General features: G+C 35.1%; 21 protein-coding genes and 1 riboswitch. Of the genes, 4 read left to right on the top strand and 17 right to left on the bottom strand.

Going from position 1 to position 24,899, the window contains the following annotated elements; translation table 11 throughout:
• Window positions 1–7 precede the first annotated feature (7 nt).
• The 6 genes from G634_RS0104580 to G634_RS0104555 all read right to left on the bottom strand — a co-directional run bounded on the left by G634_RS0104580 (window position 8) and on the right by G634_RS0104555 (window position 4,411).
• Window positions 8–502, bottom strand: coding sequence for an ATP synthase F0 subunit B (locus G634_RS0104580; protein ID WP_026504298.1), 495 nt, complete (start codon window positions 500–502; stop codon window positions 8–10).
• Between the two features lie 34 nt (window positions 503–536).
• Window positions 537–755, bottom strand: coding sequence for an ATP synthase F0 subunit C (atpE, locus tag G634_RS0104575; protein ID WP_026504297.1), 219 nt, complete (start codon window positions 753–755; stop codon window positions 537–539).
• A gap of 61 nt (window positions 756–816) precedes the next feature.
• A complete protein-coding gene (locus tag G634_RS0104570; RefSeq protein WP_051233685.1) occupies window positions 817–1,623 on the bottom strand; it encodes a FoF1 ATP synthase subunit A in 807 nt (268 codons plus the stop codon).
• Between the two features lie 417 nt (window positions 1,624–2,040).
• Window positions 2,041–3,417 carry an MATE family efflux transporter gene (locus tag G634_RS0104565; RefSeq protein ID WP_026504295.1) on the bottom strand — a complete coding sequence of 459 codons (1,377 nt, stop codon included), beginning with the start codon at window positions 3,415–3,417 and terminating at the stop codon, window positions 2,041–2,043.
• 57 nt (window positions 3,418–3,474) lie between these two features.
• Complete coding sequence (locus G634_RS0104560; RefSeq protein ID WP_026504294.1) at window positions 3,475–3,684, bottom strand: hypothetical protein; 210 nt, start codon at window positions 3,682–3,684, stop codon at window positions 3,475–3,477.
• A gap of 127 nt (window positions 3,685–3,811) precedes the next feature.
• Window positions 3,812–4,411 (bottom strand): hypothetical protein, encoded by a 600-nt coding sequence (locus G634_RS0104555; protein ID WP_026504293.1) that lies wholly within the window; start codon window positions 4,409–4,411, stop codon window positions 3,812–3,814.
• Between the two features lie 121 nt (window positions 4,412–4,532).
• On the opposite strand from G634_RS0104555, the gene G634_RS0104550 reads away from it, so the two are divergent.
• The 3 genes from G634_RS0104550 to G634_RS18010 all read left to right on the top strand — a co-directional run bounded on the left by G634_RS0104550 (window position 4,533) and on the right by G634_RS18010 (window position 7,092).
• Window positions 4,533–4,889: a diacylglycerol kinase family protein gene (locus G634_RS0104550; RefSeq protein WP_026504292.1), complete on the top strand. Its 357-nt coding sequence runs from the start codon at window positions 4,533–4,535 to the stop codon at window positions 4,887–4,889.
• 17 nt (window positions 4,890–4,906) lie between these two features.
• Window positions 4,907–5,191 (top strand): phasin family protein, encoded by a 285-nt coding sequence (locus tag G634_RS0104545; RefSeq protein ID WP_035798885.1) that lies wholly within the window; start codon window positions 4,907–4,909, stop codon window positions 5,189–5,191.
• Between the two features lie 332 nt (window positions 5,192–5,523).
• A complete protein-coding gene (locus tag G634_RS18010) occupies window positions 5,524–7,092 on the top strand; it encodes an ABC1 kinase family protein (protein ID WP_051233687.1) in 1,569 nt (522 codons plus the stop codon).
• 90 nt (window positions 7,093–7,182) lie between these two features.
• Here G634_RS18010 and G634_RS0104535 read toward each other — a convergent pair whose 3' ends face one another.
• The 4 genes from G634_RS0104535 to G634_RS0104520 form a co-directional block, all read right to left on the bottom strand.
• Window positions 7,183–7,866: a zinc ribbon domain-containing protein gene (locus G634_RS0104535; protein ID WP_026504290.1), complete on the bottom strand. Its 684-nt coding sequence runs from the start codon at window positions 7,864–7,866 to the stop codon at window positions 7,183–7,185.
• A gap of 281 nt (window positions 7,867–8,147) precedes the next feature.
• Window positions 8,148–8,223: riboswitch (cyclic di-GMP riboswitch) on the bottom strand.
• A gap of 132 nt (window positions 8,224–8,355) precedes the next feature.
• A complete protein-coding gene (locus G634_RS0104530) occupies window positions 8,356–10,143 on the bottom strand; it encodes a sensor domain-containing diguanylate cyclase (RefSeq protein ID WP_026504289.1) in 1,788 nt (595 codons plus the stop codon).
• 5 nt (window positions 10,144–10,148) lie between these two features.
• Window positions 10,149–10,892, bottom strand: coding sequence for a hypothetical protein (locus tag G634_RS0104525; protein WP_026504288.1), 744 nt, complete (start codon window positions 10,890–10,892; stop codon window positions 10,149–10,151).
• A gap of 91 nt (window positions 10,893–10,983) precedes the next feature.
• Window positions 10,984–11,928, bottom strand: a complete 945-nt coding sequence (locus G634_RS0104520; RefSeq protein ID WP_026504287.1) for a hypothetical protein — start codon at window positions 11,926–11,928, stop codon at window positions 10,984–10,986.
• Between the two features lie 221 nt (window positions 11,929–12,149).
• Here G634_RS0104520 and G634_RS0104515 point away from each other — a divergent pair, with 221 nt between their 5' ends.
• Window positions 12,150–16,403 (top strand): acyl-CoA dehydratase activase-related protein, encoded by a 4,254-nt coding sequence (locus G634_RS0104515; protein ID WP_026504286.1) that lies wholly within the window; start codon window positions 12,150–12,152, stop codon window positions 16,401–16,403.
• A gap of 87 nt (window positions 16,404–16,490) precedes the next feature.
• Here G634_RS0104515 and G634_RS0104510 read toward each other — a convergent pair whose 3' ends face one another.
• From G634_RS0104510 to G634_RS18000, 7 genes are all read right to left on the bottom strand, one after another.
• Window positions 16,491–16,967: a hypothetical protein gene (locus G634_RS0104510; protein ID WP_026504285.1), complete on the bottom strand. Its 477-nt coding sequence runs from the start codon at window positions 16,965–16,967 to the stop codon at window positions 16,491–16,493.
• 83 nt (window positions 16,968–17,050) lie between these two features.
• Entirely contained in the window at window positions 17,051–18,469 is a 1,419-nt protein-coding gene (locus G634_RS0104505) for an NYN domain-containing protein (protein ID WP_026504284.1), read from the bottom strand.
• A gap of 13 nt (window positions 18,470–18,482) precedes the next feature.
• Window positions 18,483–19,451: a homoserine O-acetyltransferase MetA gene (gene metA / locus G634_RS0104500; RefSeq protein ID WP_026504283.1), complete on the bottom strand. Its 969-nt coding sequence runs from the start codon at window positions 19,449–19,451 to the stop codon at window positions 18,483–18,485.
• 96 nt (window positions 19,452–19,547) lie between these two features.
• The gene (gene ligA, locus G634_RS0104495) at window positions 19,548–21,542 is read right to left on the bottom strand and encodes an NAD-dependent DNA ligase LigA (protein WP_026504282.1); all 1,995 of its coding nucleotides are present in this window, start codon (window positions 21,540–21,542) and stop codon (window positions 19,548–19,550) included.
• Between the two features lie 118 nt (window positions 21,543–21,660).
• Window positions 21,661–22,530: a pseudouridine synthase gene (locus tag G634_RS18005; RefSeq protein ID WP_081676477.1), complete on the bottom strand. Its 870-nt coding sequence runs from the start codon at window positions 22,528–22,530 to the stop codon at window positions 21,661–21,663.
• A 92-nt stretch (window positions 22,531–22,622) separates the two neighbouring features.
• A complete protein-coding gene (locus G634_RS0104485; RefSeq protein WP_026504281.1) occupies window positions 22,623–23,561 on the bottom strand; it encodes an adaptor protein MecA in 939 nt (312 codons plus the stop codon).
• An 89-nt stretch (window positions 23,562–23,650) separates the two neighbouring features.
• Window positions 23,651–24,898, bottom strand: coding sequence for a CapA family protein (locus G634_RS18000; RefSeq protein ID WP_081676475.1), 1,248 nt, complete (start codon window positions 24,896–24,898; stop codon window positions 23,651–23,653).
• Window position 24,899 lies beyond the last annotated feature (1 nt).

Here is a 24,899-nt window from a genome sequence, read left to right as displayed (position 1 = left end):
CTCCTGATCAATTCTGATTGTTCTCAGCATCGTTAATAAACGAATCATATAATTTATGGTCTGTTTCTTCACTATGCTGTCCAGCTGCGATTTTTGAGGCTGCATCAACAATAACATCTGAGAGATTCTCAAGATATTTTGCTTTTTCTTTCTCTGCATCAATTCTTGCACGTTCCTGTGCATCTGCAAGCAGTGCTTCCGCCTCTTTTCTGGCATTGTCAACTATCTGAGCATACTCGGTATAACCTTTCTCTCTCGCATCTGCCAGAATTTTATCGCGTTCTGCCTTCTGTTCTACTGTTTTTGCTTCATATTCCTGTTTCAAAGCATTTGCTTTATCCGAAGCATTCTTTGCCTCTATCTGCTCTTTTTCAGCTTCCTCTTTGCGTGCCTCGAGAATTCTATCAACACGTTTAAACAGGAAAATACGGAAAATAAGAGCCAAAAACAGTATATTTACTATTGTATAAACCACATTGGCTATAGAAATATTTAGTAGCATTCCGCGTATCCTTTCTGTTTATTTTGTGTGTCCTTTACGCGAACAGGATTATGATCGCTACAACCATTCCATAAATCGCAGTTGCTTCTGCAAGAGCACCACCTAAAATTAACAATGTCATAATTTTACCTGAAGCTTCGGGCTGACGAGCTACAGCATCTACTGCCTTTGAAGTAGCAATACCAATACCAATACCTGCTCCAATACCTGTAAGTGCTGCCAATCCTGCTCCAATTGCTGCTAAACTACCCATATCTTTTACTCCTTTCACTGCGCATTATGCGCTGCTTTATTGTCGTTAAGCTTTATTGTTTTTATTCCTCTTCAGTTTCTGTAGCTTCTTTGATGTACAAGCTTGTCAGGAATACAAATACATAAGCCTGTAATAATCCGTCAAAGAAATCAAAGTATAGTGAAAAAATTGCTGGAACTAATGCAGGAAGACCATCTCTTGCAAACTGCGCAATGAAAAAATTTCCCTGAATTCCTTCAAAGAGAAGTTTGAACATCTCCTTGAGGAGTTCCATGATAACTGTCGCGCCAAGCACGTTACCAAACAGTCGCATGCATAGTGAAAGTGGTTTAATACCAACTTCCAATATGTTCATAGGTGTAATAACCCAGATAGGCTTGGTAAAGGATTTGAGCCATCCTCCAACCTTCTTTTTTCTTATTCCTGCTGCTTCGACCAGTATGATACTCATAAGTGCAAGCGATACAGTAATATTCAAGTCCATAGTCGGTGGAGTTTTACCAAAAACGCCCATTAAGTTGCATGCGCCGATGTAGCCAAGCACCACGATCAGATAATCCGTGTACTCTGCTGCCTGACTACCAAGCGAACTTGATACGACTTTGCGTAAACCAGTGACAATTGACTCTGCAAGAGCCTGTCTTTTGGAAATATTGTGGACTTTAAGATTAGTCGTCAATATCAGACAGACAACAAGAAGTACCAGCATAACAATCCAAGTATCAACAACACTCTGATTGATATTGAACATGCCATGCCCAAAAGGTACAACAATTGCAGTTTTATCACTACCGATTAACTCGTTAATGACGCCTTTAATTATCGCACCTATGCCACCTGATTCAGCACCAGTAGCTTCAAGTACCATGTTAATCCCTCCATTCTGTGCAAAATTGCACTCTTTATTTCGGCTTTTTTCTAAAAATATTTAGTCTTACGGCTTTTTTAATGCAAACAATACAAAACCAACTATAAATTTTTGACATTTACACGTTGCTGTTTAGGATCTGATTTAATACATTACTTTTCTTTTGAACTAAACAGCAACATTTAAACATCACAAATATGGTATTTACAGAATTTTGGCCGATAGGCTTATTCTATACCCATTTTTTTTTGGAAGTAAACACATTTTTATAATTTCAGTAATATGCACAATTATCATGAAAATTTAATTTATTTTCTTACCTATTTTTGTAGTTGACACTTTTTGCACAAAAACTTAAACCAAAAAAACTTGCTATTATTTCAATTGTATATTCTGAAATAATAGCAAGTTCTCTGCTTAATTTATTTTATTTGACAGTACAGCCACCTTTTTGTTGTACACTTTTTTGAAAAATTTCAATGAAAATACCATTGCACACATCTCAGCAATTACAAAAGCAAACCATACATAGTCAACTTTTCCAAATAATGATAACAGGTAAGCAGCTGGACACAAAACTACTAGCTGTCTTCCAAGGCTGATAAGAAGAGAATAAATACTCTCAGAAAATGCCTGATAAACCGAACTTAGAATAATTCCAACAGCTGCAAGCGGAAAGCTAAGACTGATTATTCTAAGCGCAATAACACCCATTTTCTCTACTGCTAAAGGAGCATTAAAAAGTTCCATTAAAGGACCTGGAATAAGCCAGAAGCATATTGTTCCACACATCATAATACATATTGCAAGTGCGAGTGCAAACTTAAGCGCCTGATCAATTCTGTCTTTCTTTCTCGCACCCAAGTTGTAAGCAAGAATAGGAATAATACCATTGTTAAGTCCAAATACAGGCATGAAGAAAAAGCTCTGAAGCCTAAAATAAATACCGAATACAGACATTGCTGCCTCTCCACCAATGCCACCTAGTATAATGTTCATAACATATGTCATTACTGAACCTACACTCATCATCGCAATTGTCGGGATACCGACAAAATAAATAGCCCTAATTACATCTATTTTGGGTGAGAAAACTAGCTTTATCGAAATCTTAATATCGTGATTATATTTAATATTAAGTATTAAACCAACAACTGCTGCGATTGTTTGACCGATTACAGTAGCATAGGCTGCACCTGCTATTCCCATTTTCGGAAAAGGTCCAACACCAAATATCATCAAATAGTCTAGTATAATATTGCTGACAGCGCCTATTGTCTGGGATATCATAGACAAAATTGTTCTGCCGGTTGCCTGCATAAGTCTTTCAAGAGTCACCTGAAAGAATAGTCCCAGAGACAAACACATTACTATCTGCAGATATGAGCATGCATAAGAAATTGTCTGTGCTTCTTTTCCCTGAGTATAAACATACGGCTTCGTAAGGAAAGTTCCAAGCAAAAAGAAAATAACGTAGTTGATAAGTACTAGCATAAGACCTGTATTTGCTGCTGCGTTACTTCTATCGAATTTCTTTTCTCCAAGTGATCTTGATAAAAGAGCATTTATACCTACTCCTGTTCCTGCTGCAAATGCAATCATCAGATTTTGCAAAGGAAAAGCTATAGTTAAAGCAGTAACACCATAATTTGGATCAAATTTTCCTACAAAATAACTATCAACAATATTGTATAGTGCTTGTACAAGCATTGATATCATCATAGGAAATGACATCGAAACAATTAGTTTTTTTACGGGCATAACACCCATTTTATTCTCGTTTACTTCCTTCAATTTTTACCTCCGGTTTTATATAAAAAAAATTATATTAGTCTGATTTTTTTAGATTTTTTAGTCTTTAACTGCGTGAACAGCATAATAAGTATTATGATAATTTATAACTTTATCGGCATTTCTAAACAATTCATCACCGATATAGCATTGATCTTTTTCTTCATCGCAGGTATATTTTATACCATCAGGATCGTTTTCATTAATGCTTTGCAGCATGGATGCAACAGTATCATCACCTCTGCAAAGATAAAAGGACAATTTACCCATCTAAACGCTTCATCCCTCCTAACATACTGCTTTTAGATTATGTTTTTATATCTTGCATGCATCTATCTGCTGTACTTAGCTGTTATTCTTTGTCTTTATGCAATGCAAATAGTGCAACCTATTAATTCTATCTGACGCGATGCAAACTTTCAAGTGTTTCACGGACCATCTTAATATATAGATGTTCATTTTCTTGTGGATATGAAAATTTTAGCACAAGTATTTCAGTTTTGCTTTTATAGTAGTAATAAAAGCGTACTCTATATGCCCCGTGGCCTTGTTTAACATCTTCCTGAACGCATACAGCTCTTACCATGTCTCTTTTTCTTATTTTTACTGTATCGATGAATTCACAAGATAAGTTTGACACATCTCTCATCATTGCACTTGCGAAATGTTCCATTTTATCGCAATTTTCATACCCTCTAAAATCGGCTCTAAAGCGCGTGACATTCAAAATTCCACCCGTTCTTTGACCGCTTTCAAGAAATATTGCATCGTTAGGTTTATTGATTTTAGTTGCCCGCCAATAGTCAGGCAGGTTAAACGAAACTCCAAATCTTATATAAGACTTTTTTCTAGATATTCTAAGCTGGTTTGCTCCTCTAAAATTGCAATCACTTAAAGCTTTAACGACAGTCTCTTCTTCCTGAATTCTTTTACTTTCAATAGCACTATTCATAAGTGAAAGCAGAGTATTAATTTTCTTATCACGCTTATTGTTCATGTTATTTTTTCCTATTTTCGTTTATCGTTTCAAAAGTTTTATTGTAGCATAGTGGCATTATTTTTCAACTAAGTGTAGAATATAGTTAAAGGAATAATAATACATTTAGGAGTTTCGACATATGAAAAAGAGAAGTCCACTATATAAGAGTTTTGGTTTTGCTTTTGAAGGTATCTTTAATACTATAAAAGATGAACGCAATATCAAAATCCACCTTCTTGCCACATGTTTGGTAACACTCTTTGGTTTTCTTTTACACATTTCAAAAACAGAATGGCTTGTATGCCTTTTGTTATTTGCATTAATTGTATCACTTGAATTGGTTAATACAGCAATAGAAGCTGTTGTTGATCTTGCAACCACCGAAACAAAACCTTTAGCCAAAAAAGCTAAAGATGCTGCTGCAGGCGCAGTTCTTTGGTCTGCTATTATTGCTGCATTAATTGGTTGCATTATTTTTCTACCAAAACTATTATAAAACAAAGGAGAATAACTATGTCACAGAATTCAAATCCAATTACAGATGGTGTTAAAAAATTACTTTTAGCAGGTGTTGGCGCAGTTGCTCTTACTGGCGAAAAAGCTGGCGATGTTATTAATACACTTGTTGAAAAAGGTGAGCTTACTGTTGAACAGGGAAAAGAACTCAATAAAGAATTAAAGAGAACTTATGAAGAACATAAAAACGGAGACTCAAAGCCAAAGGACATTGACAGTTTTGTAAATGGACTCTCTCCTGAAGAACTTGAGAAATTAAAGGAAGCATTGAAAGATAAGTAATTTTTAATTATTTTTCGTGTCATAAAATCTTATTAAGGGCGATTTTTAACATTTTTGTTTTAATAATCGCCCTTTGTTTATTTAACGAAACACAGCATTATTATATTACAACATTTGGGGTCTGAAACGGTTCTTATTTTTCCTGATCAATACAAGATCCTATTTTAGTATACATAAAAGCGTAAAGGACTAACATCAGCATGGCTAGTAATTTAGATTCAAATACAACATTATCACACAATAATCATCAAAACAAAGATTCTAACACACCAAATAACAAGAATAAAAATAAAAAGCAAAAGGCTGACAATTCTCAAAGACGCCGTGAAATAATGCAGGTTCTTAAAAAACATCATATAACAAGGGGCATTTCTCCAGAAAAACTTCGCAATATCTTGGAAGAACTTGGACCAACCTATGTTAAACTTGGTCAAATCATGTCTATGCATTCTGATATATTGCCCAAAGCATATTGTGATGAATTAATGAATCTTAATTCAAACGTTACACCAATGCCTTTTTCCGAAGTCAGGGAAGTTCTTGAAAAATCTTGGAATTGTGATATATACGATATTTTATCAAATATTGAAGAAACTCCTCTTGGTTCAGCTTCTATTGCTCAGGTTCACAAGGCAGTTCTCAAAAACGGATCTTTTGTTGTGATTAAAGTCCAGCGAAAAGGCATCTATGATATTATGGCAAGAGACATTGGCCTTCTTCATCATCTTGCTTCTCTCATGCCACCTATAGGTGATTTGAAGAACATGGTCGATTTAAATATGGTGTTGGATGAAATGTGGGTTGTTGCTCAACAAGAAATGGATTTTCTAAAAGAAGCAGCAAATATAGTTGAATTTGCACATAACAACAAGTCCATCGTATATGTTGATGTTCCAACAGTTTATAAGGAATATACTACAGATCGTGTTCTTGTCATGGAATATATTGAAGGGGTTTCTATTATTGATAGAAAAACTTTAGAAAAAAGAGGTTATGATTGCCACGAAATCGGTCAGAAACTTGTAAACAATTATATAAAGCAAGTAATGGATGATGGCTTTTTTCATGCCGATCCTCATCCTGGCAATATCTCGATAAGAGGCGGACAGATAATATGGCTTGATATGGGCATGATGGGGCGATTATGTGAGTCTCAACGAAAAATCATGGCAAGAGGCGTGTCAGCTATTGCTTTAAAAGATGTAAATATGCTTGTAAATGCAGTGAGGGATTTATGTGATGAAAATGGCGTTGTAGATAACGTAAAATTGTACGTTGACCTTAGAGAGTTTCTCCAAAAATACGGGTCAATGTCGATGGGTGAAATCAACGTCCCTGCATCACTGCAGGATATAATGGATATTATGAAAAACAATCATCTTGCGATGCCTCATGGTGTTACTATGCTTGCAAGAGGTCTTGCTCACATCGAAGGTGATCTTGCTATAATATCTCCTGACATCAATATGCTGGAAATTGCCACTACCAGAATCGGCGAAAACTTCATCGAAAACCTTGATTTAAAAGCTGAATTAAAGAAAAATGCCAAGCTTATTTACAGATCTTTTTCAAAAGGAATGGAACTTCCAGCTCTTGCAACTGATTTACTGCAGGAATATCTTCGAGGAGATGCAAAAACAAATCTACAATTACAAATATCAGGCCCATTTGCAGAATTTGTTTATTCGTGTGTTCGTAACCTCGTAATCGGAATGTGCCTAACCGGCTTATTAATTGGATCAGCTATTATATGTACTACTGAAATGAGTCCTAAAATTTTCGGACTGCCTTTTCTCGGATTTATAGGATTCTTAATTGCATCATTAAGTGCTGTTTTCCTTATAGGACGATACGCTTTTGTGCGATGGAAAAAGAAACATTTCAAGAGAAGATTCAAATAAAAAAGGAAACTACACGTTTTTAAAGCACTGCTTACATTAACGTGTTGTTTCCTCTTTATTATTTTCATTTACTTTTTAGTCGCTTTTTTATTACTGTTTGCTTGTGCTCTTATTGAAAAAGCCTTTGATTCCATCAAAAAGATAAGTGAAATCTTTTGCAACATCTGCATCTTCTTCAAAACCTTTCTTCTGAAGGATAACTCTTGAAAATGCATCAAGTCCCATAACAAAACAAACAAAGGAAAGAGCTGAACGAAGAGCATAAAGCTTGTAAAGCATAAACAGATAGATGATACAAACAAACAATCCTACGATGCCCATAGCCCAAGTAATATAACCCCACTTTGTCTTCTTGGAAGGATTCTTAGACATATAATCAAATGTCACATAAACTGAAAATGCAGAAACGGCAGTAACTGCGATTTTCAAAATTGTTCCGATAATCTTATAAAGTACAAAATAAAAACCTGGAATCCAACTCAAAAGTGAATAAAGAAGTTCAAAAATAACACTATATAAAATTACGAGAATAATCGGTACAAAAATGCTAGCTACTGCAATCTTTTCACAGTTTTCAGGAGTTGCATACTCTCTCCAGTTAGCAAGCTTATTGGAAGCTTCTCTCATAACCTTTTCAGCATCAATAGTGGAATTACCTGATGAAGCAGTTGTACCCTGCGCATTTGCATTAGAAACATTTTCCTGAGCAGCTCCACACACTGAACAAAACTTTGTGCCATCCGGAATTGTGGCACCACATTTACAACAAATCATTATTTTTCTCCTCCTAATAAATATATATTGCAACGATCTACTAATACAAACTTGCAATACCCGTTGATATTATAGACTAAAACTCGTAAAAAATCCACTAAAATATAATTATTTTTGTTATATCGTTTTTTAAAAACGCAAAGCCGCCTTTGCAAAACTCCACCATGAACCAGATTTATCACTAAAACTATATTCTCACCAAAATTTAAATCATGCGGTTATTTTAAATACGCGTCAAAAAACGCCTGTCATTACGACAGGCGTTAGAACAATTAAAAGTACAGTGCAACTGGCTGCCATTTTACAGGCCCTATAGCTTTGCGTCATAAGTTTTCACTTATTTTGCTAAAATTCATCTTGTGGATTCAACGTAGTAAAATATAACAGAATATTTGTTTTAATGCAATACCTTTTTTTAAAAAAGTTAGATATTATTTAGCTTTGCTTTATAGGCACTTTTCACAAAAATCAAAGTGCCAACTCTACTGTTCACACTGCGTTTTTCTTTCTCCAGTCAGTAGAAACCTGATTTCTTCCACCATTTTTAGCATCATACAATGCACCATCAACTCGTTTATAAATATCTATCATCGATTCTTTTTTCAAAGCATTTACAAGTCCGATTGAAATTGTAATCTTAGGAACAGGATTAAAATCTGTTTCTTCAATAATTGTGCGAATATTCTCTGCATCTTTCAAAGCTTCTTCCTGATTTTTTCTAACCATTACGATAAGGAATTCTTCTCCGCCCCATCGTCCAATCATTGAATTACCTCTTAGAGCATGTTTGATAACACTAGCAACTTTCCTTAATACTTTATCTCCTACATCATGGCCATATGTATCATTGACTTTTTTGAAATGATCAATATCAAGTAAAAGTATATAACCGGATTCATCTGACTCTTCCTGCTCGAAAATCATGCTTTTCATTATTTCCTCAATTGAACGTCTATTATAAATTCCAGTAAGCGCATCTACATTTGCAAGCTGCTCAAGTTTCTTATTAGCCCTTTCAAGCTTTTCATAAGAAAGTTCAAGTTCAGCGGTCGTTGCTCTGATAAATGTCACAAGCCTTTCAACCATGGAAAGAGTCGAACCAACCTTTTTGTTATAAACATTTTCTTCTTTAGGAAGAATGTCTCCGACAGGCTCGCCCTCACGAATGCCAATTGCCACAAGTGCAGCATTACATATATAAATCTTTTTCTTTATTCGAATATATTCTCCAAAAGTATAGTATCCAAAAATAGGTGAGATTTTTTCAAAAGGAAGAAGTTCTTGGTCAATATCCCCTTTCCAAAAACTCTTTCTAGTTTTACAAGAATAAATAATAATACCCTGAGGTCTAAAAACTCGTTCTTTTTCTCTTGCTTCATATAAAGCATTTTTTATAGCTGCCGGATCACCATATCCAAGTCTTAATTCATCTCCCTCCTTCACGCCTCCGCCAAGATGAAGCATTCCATCCTCGCTGCACCAAAGAGGAATTCGCGCAATGTCTATATCAACATCCTTATACATAAGAGGAAACTCTAGAGCATTATCTGCAAACGTTTCATCGTTATCTATATTAAGATATCTTTTATATACATTAAATGCAGGTTCACCATCAATTTCATAAAGATCTTGCCCCACAGACTTAGTGATAATCATTACATGTCCGAGTTCCTTCCATCCGAGGGCATGAGTAATTTCAATTTCGAATTCAGCACCACAATAAAAAACTGCTAATATACCAAATGTTGAAAGATCATTTTCGTTAAAAACAAACGTCTCAGAAATGCAAGTATACTTGCCTGCAGCTCCACCAAAAACTGCTATATTAGGATTCAGCGCTTCCATTCCATCAAAAAGATCGTTAACGTTAAGTCCATTGTGAGTAGCTACCTGAATCTCAATCGCTTTACATTGTTTTTCAGTATTAGCTAATGAACTGATTAACCAACCTGTATTAAATAATTTCTTATCTTTAGCGCTGTAAATCGTAGTTTTGACTCGTGTAGATTCGAAAAAAGAAATAGAAATAGAAGTTTGCTGCTCCCTGATTCCACCTTTTAAAATGGTTCCTGTCGCACTAGCACCGACTATCACGATTCCCGGAAAAATTTCCTTTAAAGGTTTTATAAATTCATAAGCCTTTAAAGGTTCCATATTTCCCACAAACACATGTGCAACTATTGATGAACATACATGTGAACGAAAATAATCTTCTGATTCATAAAATAATGATTTTTTCAGTTGCATCCCCGCAATCGAGTAAAAGAACTGTTTCATTGTTACTAGTTTTCCTCGTAATCTATTGATTCAATCTTATTACCCGTCATAAGAATTGCATCAATTATTTTTTCTTTATCCCACCCAGTTTCTTTCATAATCTCTTCAACAGTAACCTTTCGATTAAGTTCTTTCGAAAGTTCATTTGCTTTATCAGCAACTTCATTAACTGCCTCGACTGCTTTCTGACCCCTAGCATCTTCGTCAAGACTGTCTGAAACAGCTTCTTCCATAGCATCCATTATAAACTTAGTAATGTATGATTTGCCTTCTTCAGGCTTTTCAATAACATCAAGCATTGTAACACCTCTTGTAAGTGCTACATTACCTTCACCTACCAGATCCTCAATGTATACACCCTGCTGAGCGTACATTCTAGCAATTTCCGGAACAAGTGGAAGATAAATCTCGATAAGCTTCTGCTGAGCAGTTCTATCACCTGACATTGCCGCAATAGTATGTCCGATAATTTCATCTTCTGTTGCCTCTTCAAGAAAAGAAAGGCTTTCTTCATACTCCTTAAGATATGCCTGCTCTTCTTCTGTAAGCAAATCAGATTTATCTTTATTATCATTATCATCTACTTTATCTGAAAGTAAAAAATTTTTAGCAATTTCCAGCTGTGCATCACTTAAGTCGAGGCCTTCAAACTCAAGCTCGATATCCTTGCCTGTAACTTCACCTTCTAGTTTCTTTTTTTCTGTTAGACGTTCAAGTCTTTTTGTAAATTCTTTCTGCAAATTATCCATTATGTAAATATATTCCTTCTTATATCTTTATGTATTAAGCATCAAAAAACATTTTAATACTATATCTAAAAAAACATTATATCTTTATTTTTTATTTAACATGCACATGTGTAAAGAGATGATCCTGACAGTATTCATAATTGCCATTGCACTTAGAACAGAATCTAAATTCTGCATTAGGATCATCAGCTTCTGTCTTTCCACAGACTGCACACTTATGAATAGGATGTCCTTTAGGTGTCATCTTAACATTTACACTGTTTTTCTCTTCTCTCGACTTTTTCTCTTTCATAAGTGACTTATGAAAGTTTTTTTGTATGTTGTTCTTGAAAGCAACACCACCTCTTCTATTTCCCTTTCTGGTAAGGAAATAGAAAATTGCGAAATTTATAAAGGAGCAAACAATTATTACTGCTATTACAAGATAAGCAAACTGACCGGTCTTTATGAAATTAAAAATGTTGCTTCCAAATACGTATGTAAAATATGCTCCATATAACATTCCAAACCATTTCATCTGAACTGGAAGAATGAACATGAACAGCATTGTTGCATCTGGAAATGTAAATGCATAAGCAAGCACTATAGACATTGTTACAAAATATGTAGTGGTACAAGCTCCAATAAGTGGTCCGATAAGAACAGCGCTTCCACTTCCAAATGACAAAGTCAGTACAAAGTACATAATAAGACTTCCGAGCATTGTAAATACAAAACCACTCAATATGTACAGATTGTATCTAAAATCCCCCCATACTCTCTCTAACAATCTACCAACCGGAAGATAAAACAGAAGTATCGAAATAGCAAACAACATAATGTCACTTGTGCTATTGCCACCACTTGTCGGAATCAAAATCCATGAAACAATTCTCCAAATCTGTCCGTGAAATATTTCATAAGGATCAAACGTCAAATAACCAACATTAAATCCAACATTCATAAGCAGATACCCTACTGCATATACAATCAAAAGTTTGATTGTCAAATTACTTATAGCATACTTTCCATACTTTCTTTCTAATCTATTAAGCATAGTATTCTCTCCATTTTCAAACTACCTGCAACCATGAATTAACATCAATCGCAATAATTCGATTTTACCATTTCTGCATATAAAAGTAAACGCGACACACTTTATTTTATACTTTTTAAAGTTTTTTTATAAATTTAACCAAAATTCAATAATAGTTGAAAAAAGCTTACTCGTGATTTATAATCAACAAGTATGTTTAGAGGTAGCATGGAGGTTAAATGATGATTTCGAAGGACTACACGCTTGGCATTGACGTTGGCTCCACAACTGTTAAAGTTGCTCTTCTGGACCCAAATCACAAGCTTCTTTTTTCCGATTATAAAAGACATTATGCGAACATCAGAGAGACTTTGGCTCTTCTTGTTGAAGAAGTTTCAAATTCTGTTGGCAATGTTACAATACACCCTGTTATAACTGGTTCCGGTGGTATGAATATGGCCACAGCGCTTAACATACCTTTTGTTCAGGAGGTAGTCGCTGTTGCTACTTCATTAAAGGAGATTGCACCAAAAACAGATGTTGCAATCGAACTTGGTGGTGAAGATGCAAAGATTATCTACTTTGAAGATGGAAACGTTGAACAGAGAATGAATGGAATTTGTGCTGGTGGTACAGGTTCTTTCATCGATCAGATGGCATCTTTATTGCAAACAGATGCAGCTGGTCTTAATGAATATGCCAAAAATTACAAATCGCTTTACACTATTGCCGCACGCTGTGGTGTATTTGCAAAAACAGATATACAGCCACTTATCAACGATGGTGCGACCAAAGAAGATTTGTCAGCATCAATCTATCAGGCTGTTGTTAACCAGACTATTTCCGGTCTTGCATGCGGAAAACCAATTCGTGGTCATGTAGCTTTTTTAGGTGGACCTCTTCATTTTCAGTCAGAATTAAAAAAAGCTTTCATTAGAACTTTAAAATTGGATGACGAGCATACAATTGACGTTGATAATTCTCATCTTTTTGCAGCAATGGGATCTGCGATGAATGCTATGGAGGGCAGTTTTACTACTGTATCAGAGCTTTTAGAGAAACTTTCTCATGAAATCCATATGCAGTTTGAAGTAGCTCGTATGAATCCTCTTTTCCCAAGCAAAGATGATTATGACGCATTCCGCTCTCGCCAGGATAGACATAAAGTAAAAACAGCAAATCTCGGAAACTACAAGGGTAATGCATATCTTGGAATCGATGCAGGTTCTACCACAACTAAATGCGCACTTGTTTCAGAAGATGGAGATCTTCTCTATTCTTTTTATTCGAGTAATAACGGTTCTCCGTTAAAAACTGCTATCAGCTCAATTCAGGAGATTTATAAACTTATGCCTGAAGGAGTAAAAATTGCAAGAGCATGTTCTACTGGTTATGGTGAATCATTGATGAAGTCTGCTTTCCAGCTAGATGACGGAGAAGTAGAAACTATCGCACATTACAATGCAGCTGCATTCTTTGATCCAAACGTTGATTGCATTGTTGATATAGGCGGACAGGATATGAAATGTATCCGCATCAAAAATAAAGCAGTCGATTCTGTTCAGCTTAATGAAGCTTGCTCATCCGGATGTGGTTCTTTTATAGAGACTTTTGCCAAGTCACTTAATTACAGTGTTCAGGATTTTGCAAAAGCAGCTTTATTTGCAAAGCATCCTATTGATCTTGGAACTAGATGTACTGTTTTCATGAATTCCAAGGTAAAACAGGCTCAGAAAGAAGGCGCTGGAGTTGATGATATTTCTGCAGGTCTTGCCTATTCTGTTATTAAAAATGCTCTTTTTAAGGTAATAAAAGTATCCGATGCCAAGGCACTCGGCAAAAACATCGTTGTTCAGGGCGGAACATTCTACAACGATGCTGTACTTCGTGCATTCGAACTTATTTCTGGTGCCGAAGTTATACGACCTGATATTGCAGGTATTATGGGGGCATTTGGTGCTGCACTCATAGCAAGAAGACGTTTTCAGGCAAATCCTGACTATGAAACAAAAATGCTTGGAATCGATGAAATAAATTCACTTGAGTATTCAAGCAGTATGACCACATGTCAGGGATGTACTAATCACTGTCGACTTACAATCAATAAATTTACTGGAGGCCGTCAACACATTTCAGGAAACCGTTGTGAAAGAGGTCTTGGTAAAGTTAAAAATGCGGAGGGCATTCCAAATCTTTTTGATTATAAATACAAGCGTGTATTTGGATATACACCTTTAACTGCAGATAAAGCCACAAGAGGAACTGTTGGAATTCCAAGAGTTCTGAATATGTATGAGAACTATCCATTTTGGTTCACATTCTTTACAAATCTTGGATATCAGGTAGTGCTCTCACCTAGATCATCCCATCAGGTTTATGAAATGGGTATTGAAAGTATCCCTTCAGAATCTGAATGTTATCCTGCAAAGATAAGTCACGGGCACATTGAATGGCTTATTCATAAAGGTGTAGATTTTATCTTCTACCCTGGTATTTACTACGAAAGAGAAGAAGTTAAAGGGGCAACCAACCACTATAACTGTCCTATTGTTACTTCTTATCCAGAAAACATTAAAAATAACGTTGAAGCAATAACATCTGGTAACATGAAGCTTCGTGCACCATTTTTATCTTTCGCTTCTATGGACACAGCACTAATTGGTATTCTCAAAGAATTCAGCGATCTTCCAGAAACAGAAGTAAGAGATGCTGTTGAAAAAGCTTGGAAAGAGATGCAAAAGTGCAGAGATGATATCCGCGAAAAGGGTGAAGAAACTCTTGAATGGTTAAAAGCAAACAACCGTCATGGTATTGTTCTTGCAGGAAGACCATACCATGTTGATCCTGAAATAAATCATGGTATTCCAGATATGATTTGTTCCTATGGAGCTGCTGTATTAACCGAAGACTCTATTTCACATCTTGGAAAGCCTGAGCGTCCGCTTATCGTATCAGATCAGTGGATGTATCACTCAAGACTTTATGCAGCTGCAGCATATGTTCGTACAAGAGATGATCTTGACCTTATTCAGCTCAACTCTTTTGGATGCGGTCTTGATGCTGTTACTACTGATCAGGTTGCAGATATTCTTAATGGTTCAGACAAGATTTATACCTGCCTGAAGATTGACGAAGTAAACAACCTTGGTGCTGCACGTATTAGAGTAAGATCACTTTTGGCTGCTATAAGAGCTCGTAAAGAAGAAGGAAAACATGCAGTTGTACGCGATTGTGCAAACCATAGAGTTATCTATACAAAAGAAATGCAGGCTCAGAACTATACAATCTTGTGCCCGCAGATGTCTCCTATCCACTTTGACATCTTAGAGTCAGCTATGAGAGCTTGTGGCTATAACCTTATTGTTATGCAAAACGACAATAAGAATGCTATCGATATGGGTCTAAAATACGTTAATAATGACGCCTGTTACCCTTCTCTCTGGGTTGTAGGTCAGATTATGGATGCACTAAGCTCAGGCGAATATGACCTTAATAGAACAGCTGTACTTATGTCTCAGACTGGTGGTGGCTGTCGTGCTACCAACTATGTTGGATTTATAAGAAGAGCCTTGAAGAAAGCAGGAATGGAACAGGTGCCTGTTATTTCCATTAACCTTAGCAAACTTGAGTCAAACCCTGGATTTAATATCAATTTTGATATGTTAAAACGTTGCGCATATGGTGCTGTTCTCGGTGACATTATTATGCGATGTGTATATCGTATGAGACCATACGAAGAAGTCAAGGGTTCTACTGAAGAAATTCATGCAAAATGGACTGCTATATGTCAGGAATTTGTTTCTGCCAAGCATTTAAGTCACAGAAAATTTAAAAAGATTTGTCGTGATATGATTAAAGATTTTGATAATATTCCAATCACTGACGAAGTAAAACCAAGAGTTGGTATTGTAGGCGAAATTCTTGTAAAATTTGCTCCTGCAGCTAATAATCACTTGGTTGACCTACTCGAAAAAGAAGGTGCTGAAGCTGTTGTTCCAGATCTTCTCGACTTTATGCTCTACTGTTTCTATGATCAGATTTATAAAGCAGAATATCTTGGGACAAGCAAATCTGCTGCAAAATTAATGAGATTTGCCATCTGGGCTCTTGGAAAACTTAGAAGTCCTGCTGATAAAGCTCTTAGAAACAGCGTCCACTTCACTGGAATGAGCAATATATACGATCTTGTAGAATATGCTAAACCAATTGTTAATATTGGTAATCAGACTGGTGAAGGTTGGTTCTTGACAGGTGAAATGATTGAGCTCATAAAAGAAGATGTTCCAAATATCGTCTGCACTCAGCCATTTGGATGTCTTCCAAACCATGTTGTTGGTAAGGGTGTTATAAAAGCACTTAGAAAAAAATATCCTGGAACAAATATTGTTGCTATTGATTATGATCCAGGTGCATCCGAAGTTAACCAGCTTAATCGAATCAAGTTAATGCTTGCTTCTGCAAATAATAAACTTAAAGATCAGAAAAAGACAAGCTAATTTTTTTATTGTTAGCTTACCGATATTGTTTAATATTTTTCTAAAAAACTCCCATAGCATTTGCTACGGGAGTTTTAAAATAATCAGTTAAGCTTTCTCATTTAACTTTTCAATATATTCAGTTTGTCTTTCAATTGCAAATTCAGCGGATCGAAGCTGCATCTTTGTTTTCAGCAAATTAACATGAATATCATTACTCTTCATGAAATAGTCCAACAAATTTTCATCCTCAACCGAAAGATGTTTATCCGCAATCGCACCAGGAAGAACAAATTTTTTTACTACGCCATTAAAGTCTACTTCAATGTATTTTCCATCCTGCCTTATAATCTCACCTTTTCCATACATATTGTGTTCAACTTTAATTCCGACAGCATACTTGTCACCAAGTTCCTCCGCTTTTTTTTGAAGGTCCTGTAACTGCGCAGCTAAATCTCTTTTCTGAGTTTTAATTTCTTCCATCTGACGATCAGCTTCTTCTAGAAGTTCTCTAGTTCGTTTGGTTTTCTTTCTAGTCTTAACTTCCTTCGCAGTATTCTTTTCTTCATCCATAGCTAGAGCCATTACTTTTGTCTCCTTTTCATAATGATAACACCGCTACAGATTAATTTTATACCAAATTTCGTTAATACGCAAACGTATTTTTATTACTTGCAACCACGATATACTAGCTCAACATCTCCTTCGTCACTAATTTCAAGCTTAAGTTGATTCTTAAGTTTGCGCTTAATAAAATTATTTATTTCATCTTCTGACATTTCAATACGTGTTTTAGCCAAAGCATCATGCATAATAGTGTTGAGATTAACATTAAATGCTTCTTTAAAAGAACGACTCAACTGTCTTTTAAGGGCTTCACCCTTTATATCCTCGCCGCCTCCAGCATAGAAATCATCAATATAACAATAAAAAATATTATTATTAATCAAAGTTTCTTTTAGTGCATAACTACACTTATCATGTTCAACCATTACAAGAAAGTTAGCTTGAGGAAGTTCCTGCATAAGTCCCCAATAATCTGAATCACTAGATACTAATACGAAAGAATCAACAGAATTCAAATAGAATTCTTTGCAAGTTCTTGTTGCGACCTTCATATCAGCAAGCGACTTATTATCTTTTAATCTCTCAATCAAAATATACTCAACAGGAATATCAATATATGAGCTTAAAAGTTGCCATGCAGACGCAGCATGAACATCATCAAATAGAATTATCTTATCAATTTTTGATAATTTTTCAGCATCAAGATTTCTTATCGCAGCGCACAAATTATAAGGATCAGAGTTTTCACAGTCTACTATAAAAATACATTTATCACTTTCTTCAATAAACTTGTAAATATTGCCCTTTGTGTTTTCGCTAACATCAGATACTAAACTCTTATTAGAAAATTCATCATTATTCCACTCATACAATAGTGTAACGAATCTCAAATCACTATAAAGAATATTACCTTCATCTTTAGCAGGCCAGTTCATATACACCTGATAAGGATAATACTGCATATTAGAATAATAAAATTCTGCTGCATTTTTTGTTCCCTGCTGAGACATTCCATCTGGCATAATAAAGATATTAGACAGGTAATCCCAGTCAAGCCAATCCGGGAAAAAATCTCTGCAATTATTTATTCTGCTTTTAATATTCTGATTCAAATTAAACAAAAAAGGACTAGGGTCACTTATATTCTTATAAATATCTATTCCATCATTGTATAATTCCTGAAGAATGCTAGAAGGTATATACTCAGGCATACTCATAATGCTCTTACCTTCCTGCTGAATACCGATACATATTCTCTTGAAATTACGTTCAAGAAGTGTTCTTGCGGAACACAGGTTTCTAATTATTCTTGCTTTTTTCTCTTTATTTAGCTCATTATAATAATCAATCATTGGTGGTTCATGTTCATTATCGAATATCCTTTTAGGTATTCCTAATAAATATGCTACCTTCGAAACAATTTCATAATGATCGCCGGATTTTTTGTTAGATATCTGATTCATATCCGGCAAATACTCAGATAATGCATTACTAAAATCATTGTCACTTGTAAAATCCATTTTTCCTCCCTTTTTATTCAACTTTATCTGTTAGCATGTTCTGGGCATTCTTTAGCTTTTCTTTATCAAGCATCTGTCCCCACATATATGGAGTATTCTGATATACGTAGTAGTTGAGCCAATTAGAATACAGGTTGTTGCAATGTGCACGCCATGTGAGCTTTGGCTGATTTGTCGGATCATCGTCAGGATAATAATTCTTTGGTAGTGGAACAGACATTCCTTTATTAATATCTCTTTTATATTCCTGATCGAGAGTCATCCTATCATACTCAGCATGCCCAAAAGAAAAAATCTGTTTTCCATCTTTTGTCATACACAGCATTACTCCTGCTTCATAAGATTCTGCAAGTACTACCAAATCCTTACAATCATATATTTTTTGCACAGGAACTGCAGTCCATCTACTGTGAGGAATATAAAAATAATCATCAAAGCCTCTAATAAGTGGAACTTTTCTGTTTAATACTTTATGCCTGTAAATACCAAAAAGTTTCTGCGGAAGATATACTTTTTCCAAACCAAAATGGTAGTAGCATGCAGCCTGAGCGCCCCAACATATATGAAAAGTTGATGTTACATGTGATTTTGTCCATTCAAAAATTTCACAAAGCTCATTCCAATAATCAACTTCCTCAAACTCCATTTTTTCAACCGGCGCACCTGTAATAATCATCCCATCATAATAATTGTCTTTCAATTCTTCAAATGTACTATAAAAATAATCAAGGTGCTTTGGAGATGTATTGGTGGCCTTATGAGTACTAACTCTCATAAAAGTCACATCAATTTGAAGTGGTGTATTAGATAAAGAACGAAGAAGCTGTAGCTCTGTGTCCTCTTTTAGTGGCATAAGATTTAAGATACAAATAGAAAGTGGTCTGATATCCTGATGGAGAGCTCTATCTTCATCAAGGACGAAAATGTTTTCCTCTTCCAACTGTTCTCTTGCTGGAAGACCTTGTTGAATTTTAATTGGCATTTTTTTATTCCCCTTATTAAAATTTGCCAAATCTTTAAAATTACTACTAATAAAGCAGTAATTTTAAAGACCTAGAGGCAAAACTTTTCTCAAATATTACTTAACACTGTCAATAAACTGTTTTTCTGTCATTATAGGAATACCAAGTTCTAATGCTTTCTTGTTTTTTCCCGAAGTAGAAGTACTATCATTGTTGATAAGTGCAAATGTCTTCTTAGAAACACTTCCTGCAACTTTTCCTCCATGACTCTCAACAAAAGCAATAAATTCATCACGATTAGCAAAACTTTCAAGTTTACCTGTTATAACAAAAGTTTTTCCGCTCAATTCTTCACTTGATTGGATTTTTTCAGAAGTCATATTAACGCCATACTCTTCAAGTCTTTTTATAAGTTCAATGTTGCTATCCTTATGAAAATACTCATGTATTCCAAGAGCAATTGTCTCACCTATATCTTCAACTTCAGTAAGCTGATCAACTCTTGCATGAGATAATTCATCAATACTGGAAAATCTCTTCATCAAAGTTTTAGCCGAAGTCTTTCCAACATTTGGAATAGCAAGACCTGTAAGTAGTCTTGAAGGATCATTCGACTTAGAGTTTTCAATAGCATTCAATACATTTGTTGTACCTTTTTCTTTTCCGATAAGACCTTCTGCAACAAGTTTTTCTTTACTTTCTTTCAAAAGATAAATATCAGCTATACTGTTTAAATATCCATGTTCTATCAAAGTCTTTATATTTTCTTCCCCAAAGCCTTTAATATCCATGGCATCTCTTCCGACAAAATTGATAATACGGCGTTCAAGCTTAGCTCGGCAATCATCATTTGTACATACCATATCTGCTGTATCAGCCTCTCTAACAGCTTTGGCACCACAGACAGGACAAATATCCGGAATCTTATATACAACTGAATCAGCTGGATTTTTGGACTCAACCACTGATTTTATCTTAGGAATAATCTCTCCTGACTTATATACTACAACTGTTCTGCCAATACCAATTCCGAGGCTGTCAATAAAGTCCTGATTGTGAAGAGTTGCTCTGGAAACAGTTGTACCGCAAAGCCTTATAGGTGTAAATACAGCCGTAGGATTGATTCTACCAGTCATTCCAACAGAAAGCTCAATATCTGTAATAACCGCTTCTTTCTCTTCTGGGGGATACTTGTATGCAATATGGCCAGAAGAATACTTACTTCCAGCTGGGAAATCATCACGATAAGCAAGCTGATCAATTTTAATAACAGCTCCGTCAATATCGTAAGCAAGACTTCCTCTGCTTTCGCCTATAGAATCTATCTGCGCAAGTATCTCTTCATCAGTTGTACAAAGAGTACATGGCGCCACCTTCATTCCCAGCTCTTTCAATTCCTGCATAGCCTCAAAATGGGAAGTAAAAGAAGGCTCTGAACGCTGAACATTGAAAATAAACATTGAAAGTCCACGCTCTTTAACCATACCGCTATCTAACTGTCTAAGCGTTCCTGCAGCACAGTTTCTTGGATTTGCAAATGTCTTTTTGCCAAGAGCTTCCTGATGACTATTAGTCTTGTCAAAGTCTTCATGAGTCATATATACTTCGCCACGAACCTCTATTGATGGATATTTCGTGGAAATATTCTGAACAACATCCGGAATCACAAGAGCATTTAAAGTAACATCTTCTCCAATAAGACCATCGCCTCTTGTTTCTGCTAAAGAAATTTTTCCATTTTCGTATCTAATACTCATAGATAATCCATCAATTTTCTGTTCTACACAGAACTTAGCATCTGGATGCATATTTCTTACTTCATGAACCCATTCGAGTACTTCTTCTTTTGAGAATACATCCTGAATAGACAACATTGGAACATCATGTTCAACTGTAACTCCGGCTTCTCTTTTGGTATTACCTCCAACGATTTGAGTAGGTGAATTCTTTGCTATTAGTTCTGGATGCTCTTTTTCGATTTCCTTAAGCCTTAGCATTAGCTGATCATATTCATAATCAGATATTTCAGGAGTATCCTGATTATAATACAAATCCATGTGATGCCTTATCTCATCACATAACTTATTATATTCTTGAATTAATTCGTCCATTCTAGCCCTTCCCAAGATATTAATAGTTTTCTGCTGATGATTATTTTAAATTTCAGCAAGAAGTCAAAACTATATATAAATCAAAATTCAAAATCGTTTACTAATATTAGACAATATTTTACCTTCGTCCCTTCGAAGTGTTACGCCTTTTTCCCTTTGGTCTTGCTACATATTTTTTTGGCTCATTTCTTTTTTCATTACGTGTATTTGAGCCAAAAGAATCTGTGTTGCGCTCATTACATGAAAACTGTTCGTCATCTAAATCGCACTTAAGGCCGCACTTTTCATAAAGTCTTACCTTGTCAACTCCTACAATTTCACGAACTTCACCTGGCTTTAAATCAGCAATAACAATATTCATAACTCTTATTCTCTTTAAAGACCTGACATTATATCCAAGCGTTTTACACATTCTTCGAATCTGCCTATTTAGACCTTGTGTTAAAACAATCTGAAACTGGTTCTTACCTGATTTTGTAACTTTGCATGGTTTTGTAGTCTGACCTAATTCTTCAAGAAATACTCCAGACGCCATCTGACGTAGAAAAGATCCTGTTACATCTTTATCGACTTTAACAACATATTCTTTCTCATGACCGTTCTTACTCTTCATCATCTTCTGAATAAGATCACCATCATTGGATAAAATAAGCAATCCGCAGGAATTCTGATCAAGACGACCCGCATAGGTAACTCTAACAGGAGTTTTAACTTCTGTTGAAATAGTTTTCTCTGCATGCTCGTCTTTTTCTGTGCATACCACTCCAACAGGCTTATAGTAAGCATATACATGCTTCTTTTTTACCGGAGTGATTTTCTTATCATTAACAGTAACAATATCTTTATCGAAAACTCTTGTACCAGCTTCAGGAATCATTCCATTTACTTTGACTTTACCTTCGCTTATAAGAGTATCTGCATCTCTTCTAGAACAAATACCACATTCTGCAATATATTTGTTCAAACGGATACCACTTTGTTTTTCCATATATTTTCCTAATCTAATTATTTTATAATCTAACTAATAGGAGTCAAATAATTGACTCCTATTACTAATCATGCTACATTGCACTTCATATCTTATTGAAATTTTTTCAGAAGATTAACTGCCTTATTCGCAATCAAACAATCAGTACTCTCTTCAATGTATGAAATACGAATAGGGTCACTTGTATAGAAACTTCCAAACTCATATGCGCTATTGAAAATACCCGCAAAATGCACAACACTTTCTCTGCCTTTTCTCATATGCAAGAAATACACATCACGCTTTTTATCATGATATAAACTGCTAGCCATTCGAATCGGACTATTCCAAATCCTACAAAAAGAAATCACAGCCTTCATATCACTAAATGCGAATACAAAACCAGAGTTTTCAAGTCTTTCAACAGCGTGCTTCTTTTCCCTGACATCAAGTCCGGGAATCTTTTTCATAAGATTATCAGAATCAGCATTAACTTTACCATGTACATTCTTAAAAATTTTAGCAAATTTTAAATTTGTATTGTCATTAGAATTCTTATCGTTATTATCTTTATTATTCTTATCTTTACTATCTTTAGAATCTTTTAGTGAATGAATCTGAGAGATATATTCATTTATCATATCTACTCTCTCTTCATTTGTCATATTCTCATCTTCCATATTTTCTAAAGTTAAATCATCTTCTAAATCCTGAGCAATACTATCAGCAATATCATTAACAATATCTCTCGCAATATCTGCTCCCGAATGATTCTTTAAAAATTTTATCATATCATCAAATGAAGAATTATCACTTTCGCCCAATATAACGCATATACTGTGATCTTCTAATACATTAAGCTGCATTGGTAGAACTCCGCCCTTAGGATTATAATCAACTTCTTCCCTGGCTCTTTCTACGACTTCTTTCAGAAAGTCCATTGCGTTACCGCTTCTAGTGAAAAGATCTTCTAACTCAACACCATATTCTTCAAGATCAGATTCAGAAATAATACATTCAACACGATTATCATCAACACGATTAAATCTCATAATTTTGCCTACCGCTCCCCCGCGGTTAAACCTTTCTTAAATACAACCAAACATTTAAATTTTAATACACATGTAACAGTATAACAAATCTATTCCAAAAGTAAAACCCCAAATCCATCTTCATTTATCTTAACATTAAAAGATATTTTGTTCATAAAGGAGATAATTGTCTTACTTTCACTTCCATATGCAATTGTAGTCTTTAAATTTTGTTGGTGACATGGTATAAATTTCCATTTATCCAAAACCACTTTCTTGTTTTCTGTATTCAGATTAAGTGACAGTTCTATCAAACAAGTATATAAATCCTTATTATTAAACCAAAAATTACCAAGACTATAAAAAACAGGTTTTCCGTCTATATATTCAACACCCTGAAGAACATGAGGGTGAGTTCCGATAATAACATCTGCTCCTGCTTCAATTATTTTTCCTGCAAGTTGCCTTTGAGCGTTGTCAGCGTTATTATCATATTCTGTGCCCCAATGAACACTTGCAACTACATAATCAGCATTTTTTCTTGCAAGTCTTATCTCTTCAAGAAAAAGATTTTCATCATAGCACCTTAATATACCCGGTTTATTATTGGTTGCCTGGGGCGTCATTTTAAACTTTTCAGCCTTAGATGCAGCTACATAAGCTATTTTAAAGCCGTCTCTATAAAAATAATACGGGCTTGATGCTTCTTCTATATTATGACCTGCTCCGACATATGGAATTCCGGCATTATTTAATACATCTAACGTATCAAGAAACGCAGTTTGACCATAATCCCACACATGATTGTTGGCCATAAGGACAATATCTGCGCCCAAAATCTTCATATTTTCAACTCTTTTGGGCTTTGCTCTAAACGTGTATGCCTTTCCATTAAGTGGCATTCCTCTGTCAGAATACGTAAACTCATTGTTAATCATGAAAATATCAAAATCATTCATCATGCGTATAGCGTCAGCGGAAATGCAATCATATATTCCATTTTTCTGAGCATCCATATACTTTGTAGTTGCCCAGTTTTCATCAAAGTTGATATCGCCAGCAAAACCAAGAGTTATAGTCTTATCAGACGTTTGTGCATCTTCTAACACACCTTCAGAAAAAGAACTATTTAATGCACTAGAAGAATTTTCAACATTTTCATTATTCTCTGTATCTGTTTTATTTACATCACTTGTATTAGAATTGACTTTAGAATTGTATAAGTCCTTGTCCTCATTTTCAATACAAAAGCCATGACTATTCTGGGCACGGGAAAGCTCTGCTTCTTCGCAGCCATCAAGCAGTAGTACAGACAATATAAATAAACAAACCGCTAAATAATTTATCCTCTTCCTCATA

Origin of the sequence: Butyrivibrio sp. NC3005, assembly GCF_000424545.1 — a bacterium.
Lineage (GTDB): Bacteria > Bacillota > Clostridia > Lachnospirales > Lachnospiraceae > Butyrivibrio.
Note: the sequence above shows the minus strand (reverse complement) of the source record. Positions and strands in the feature narration are given on the sequence as shown.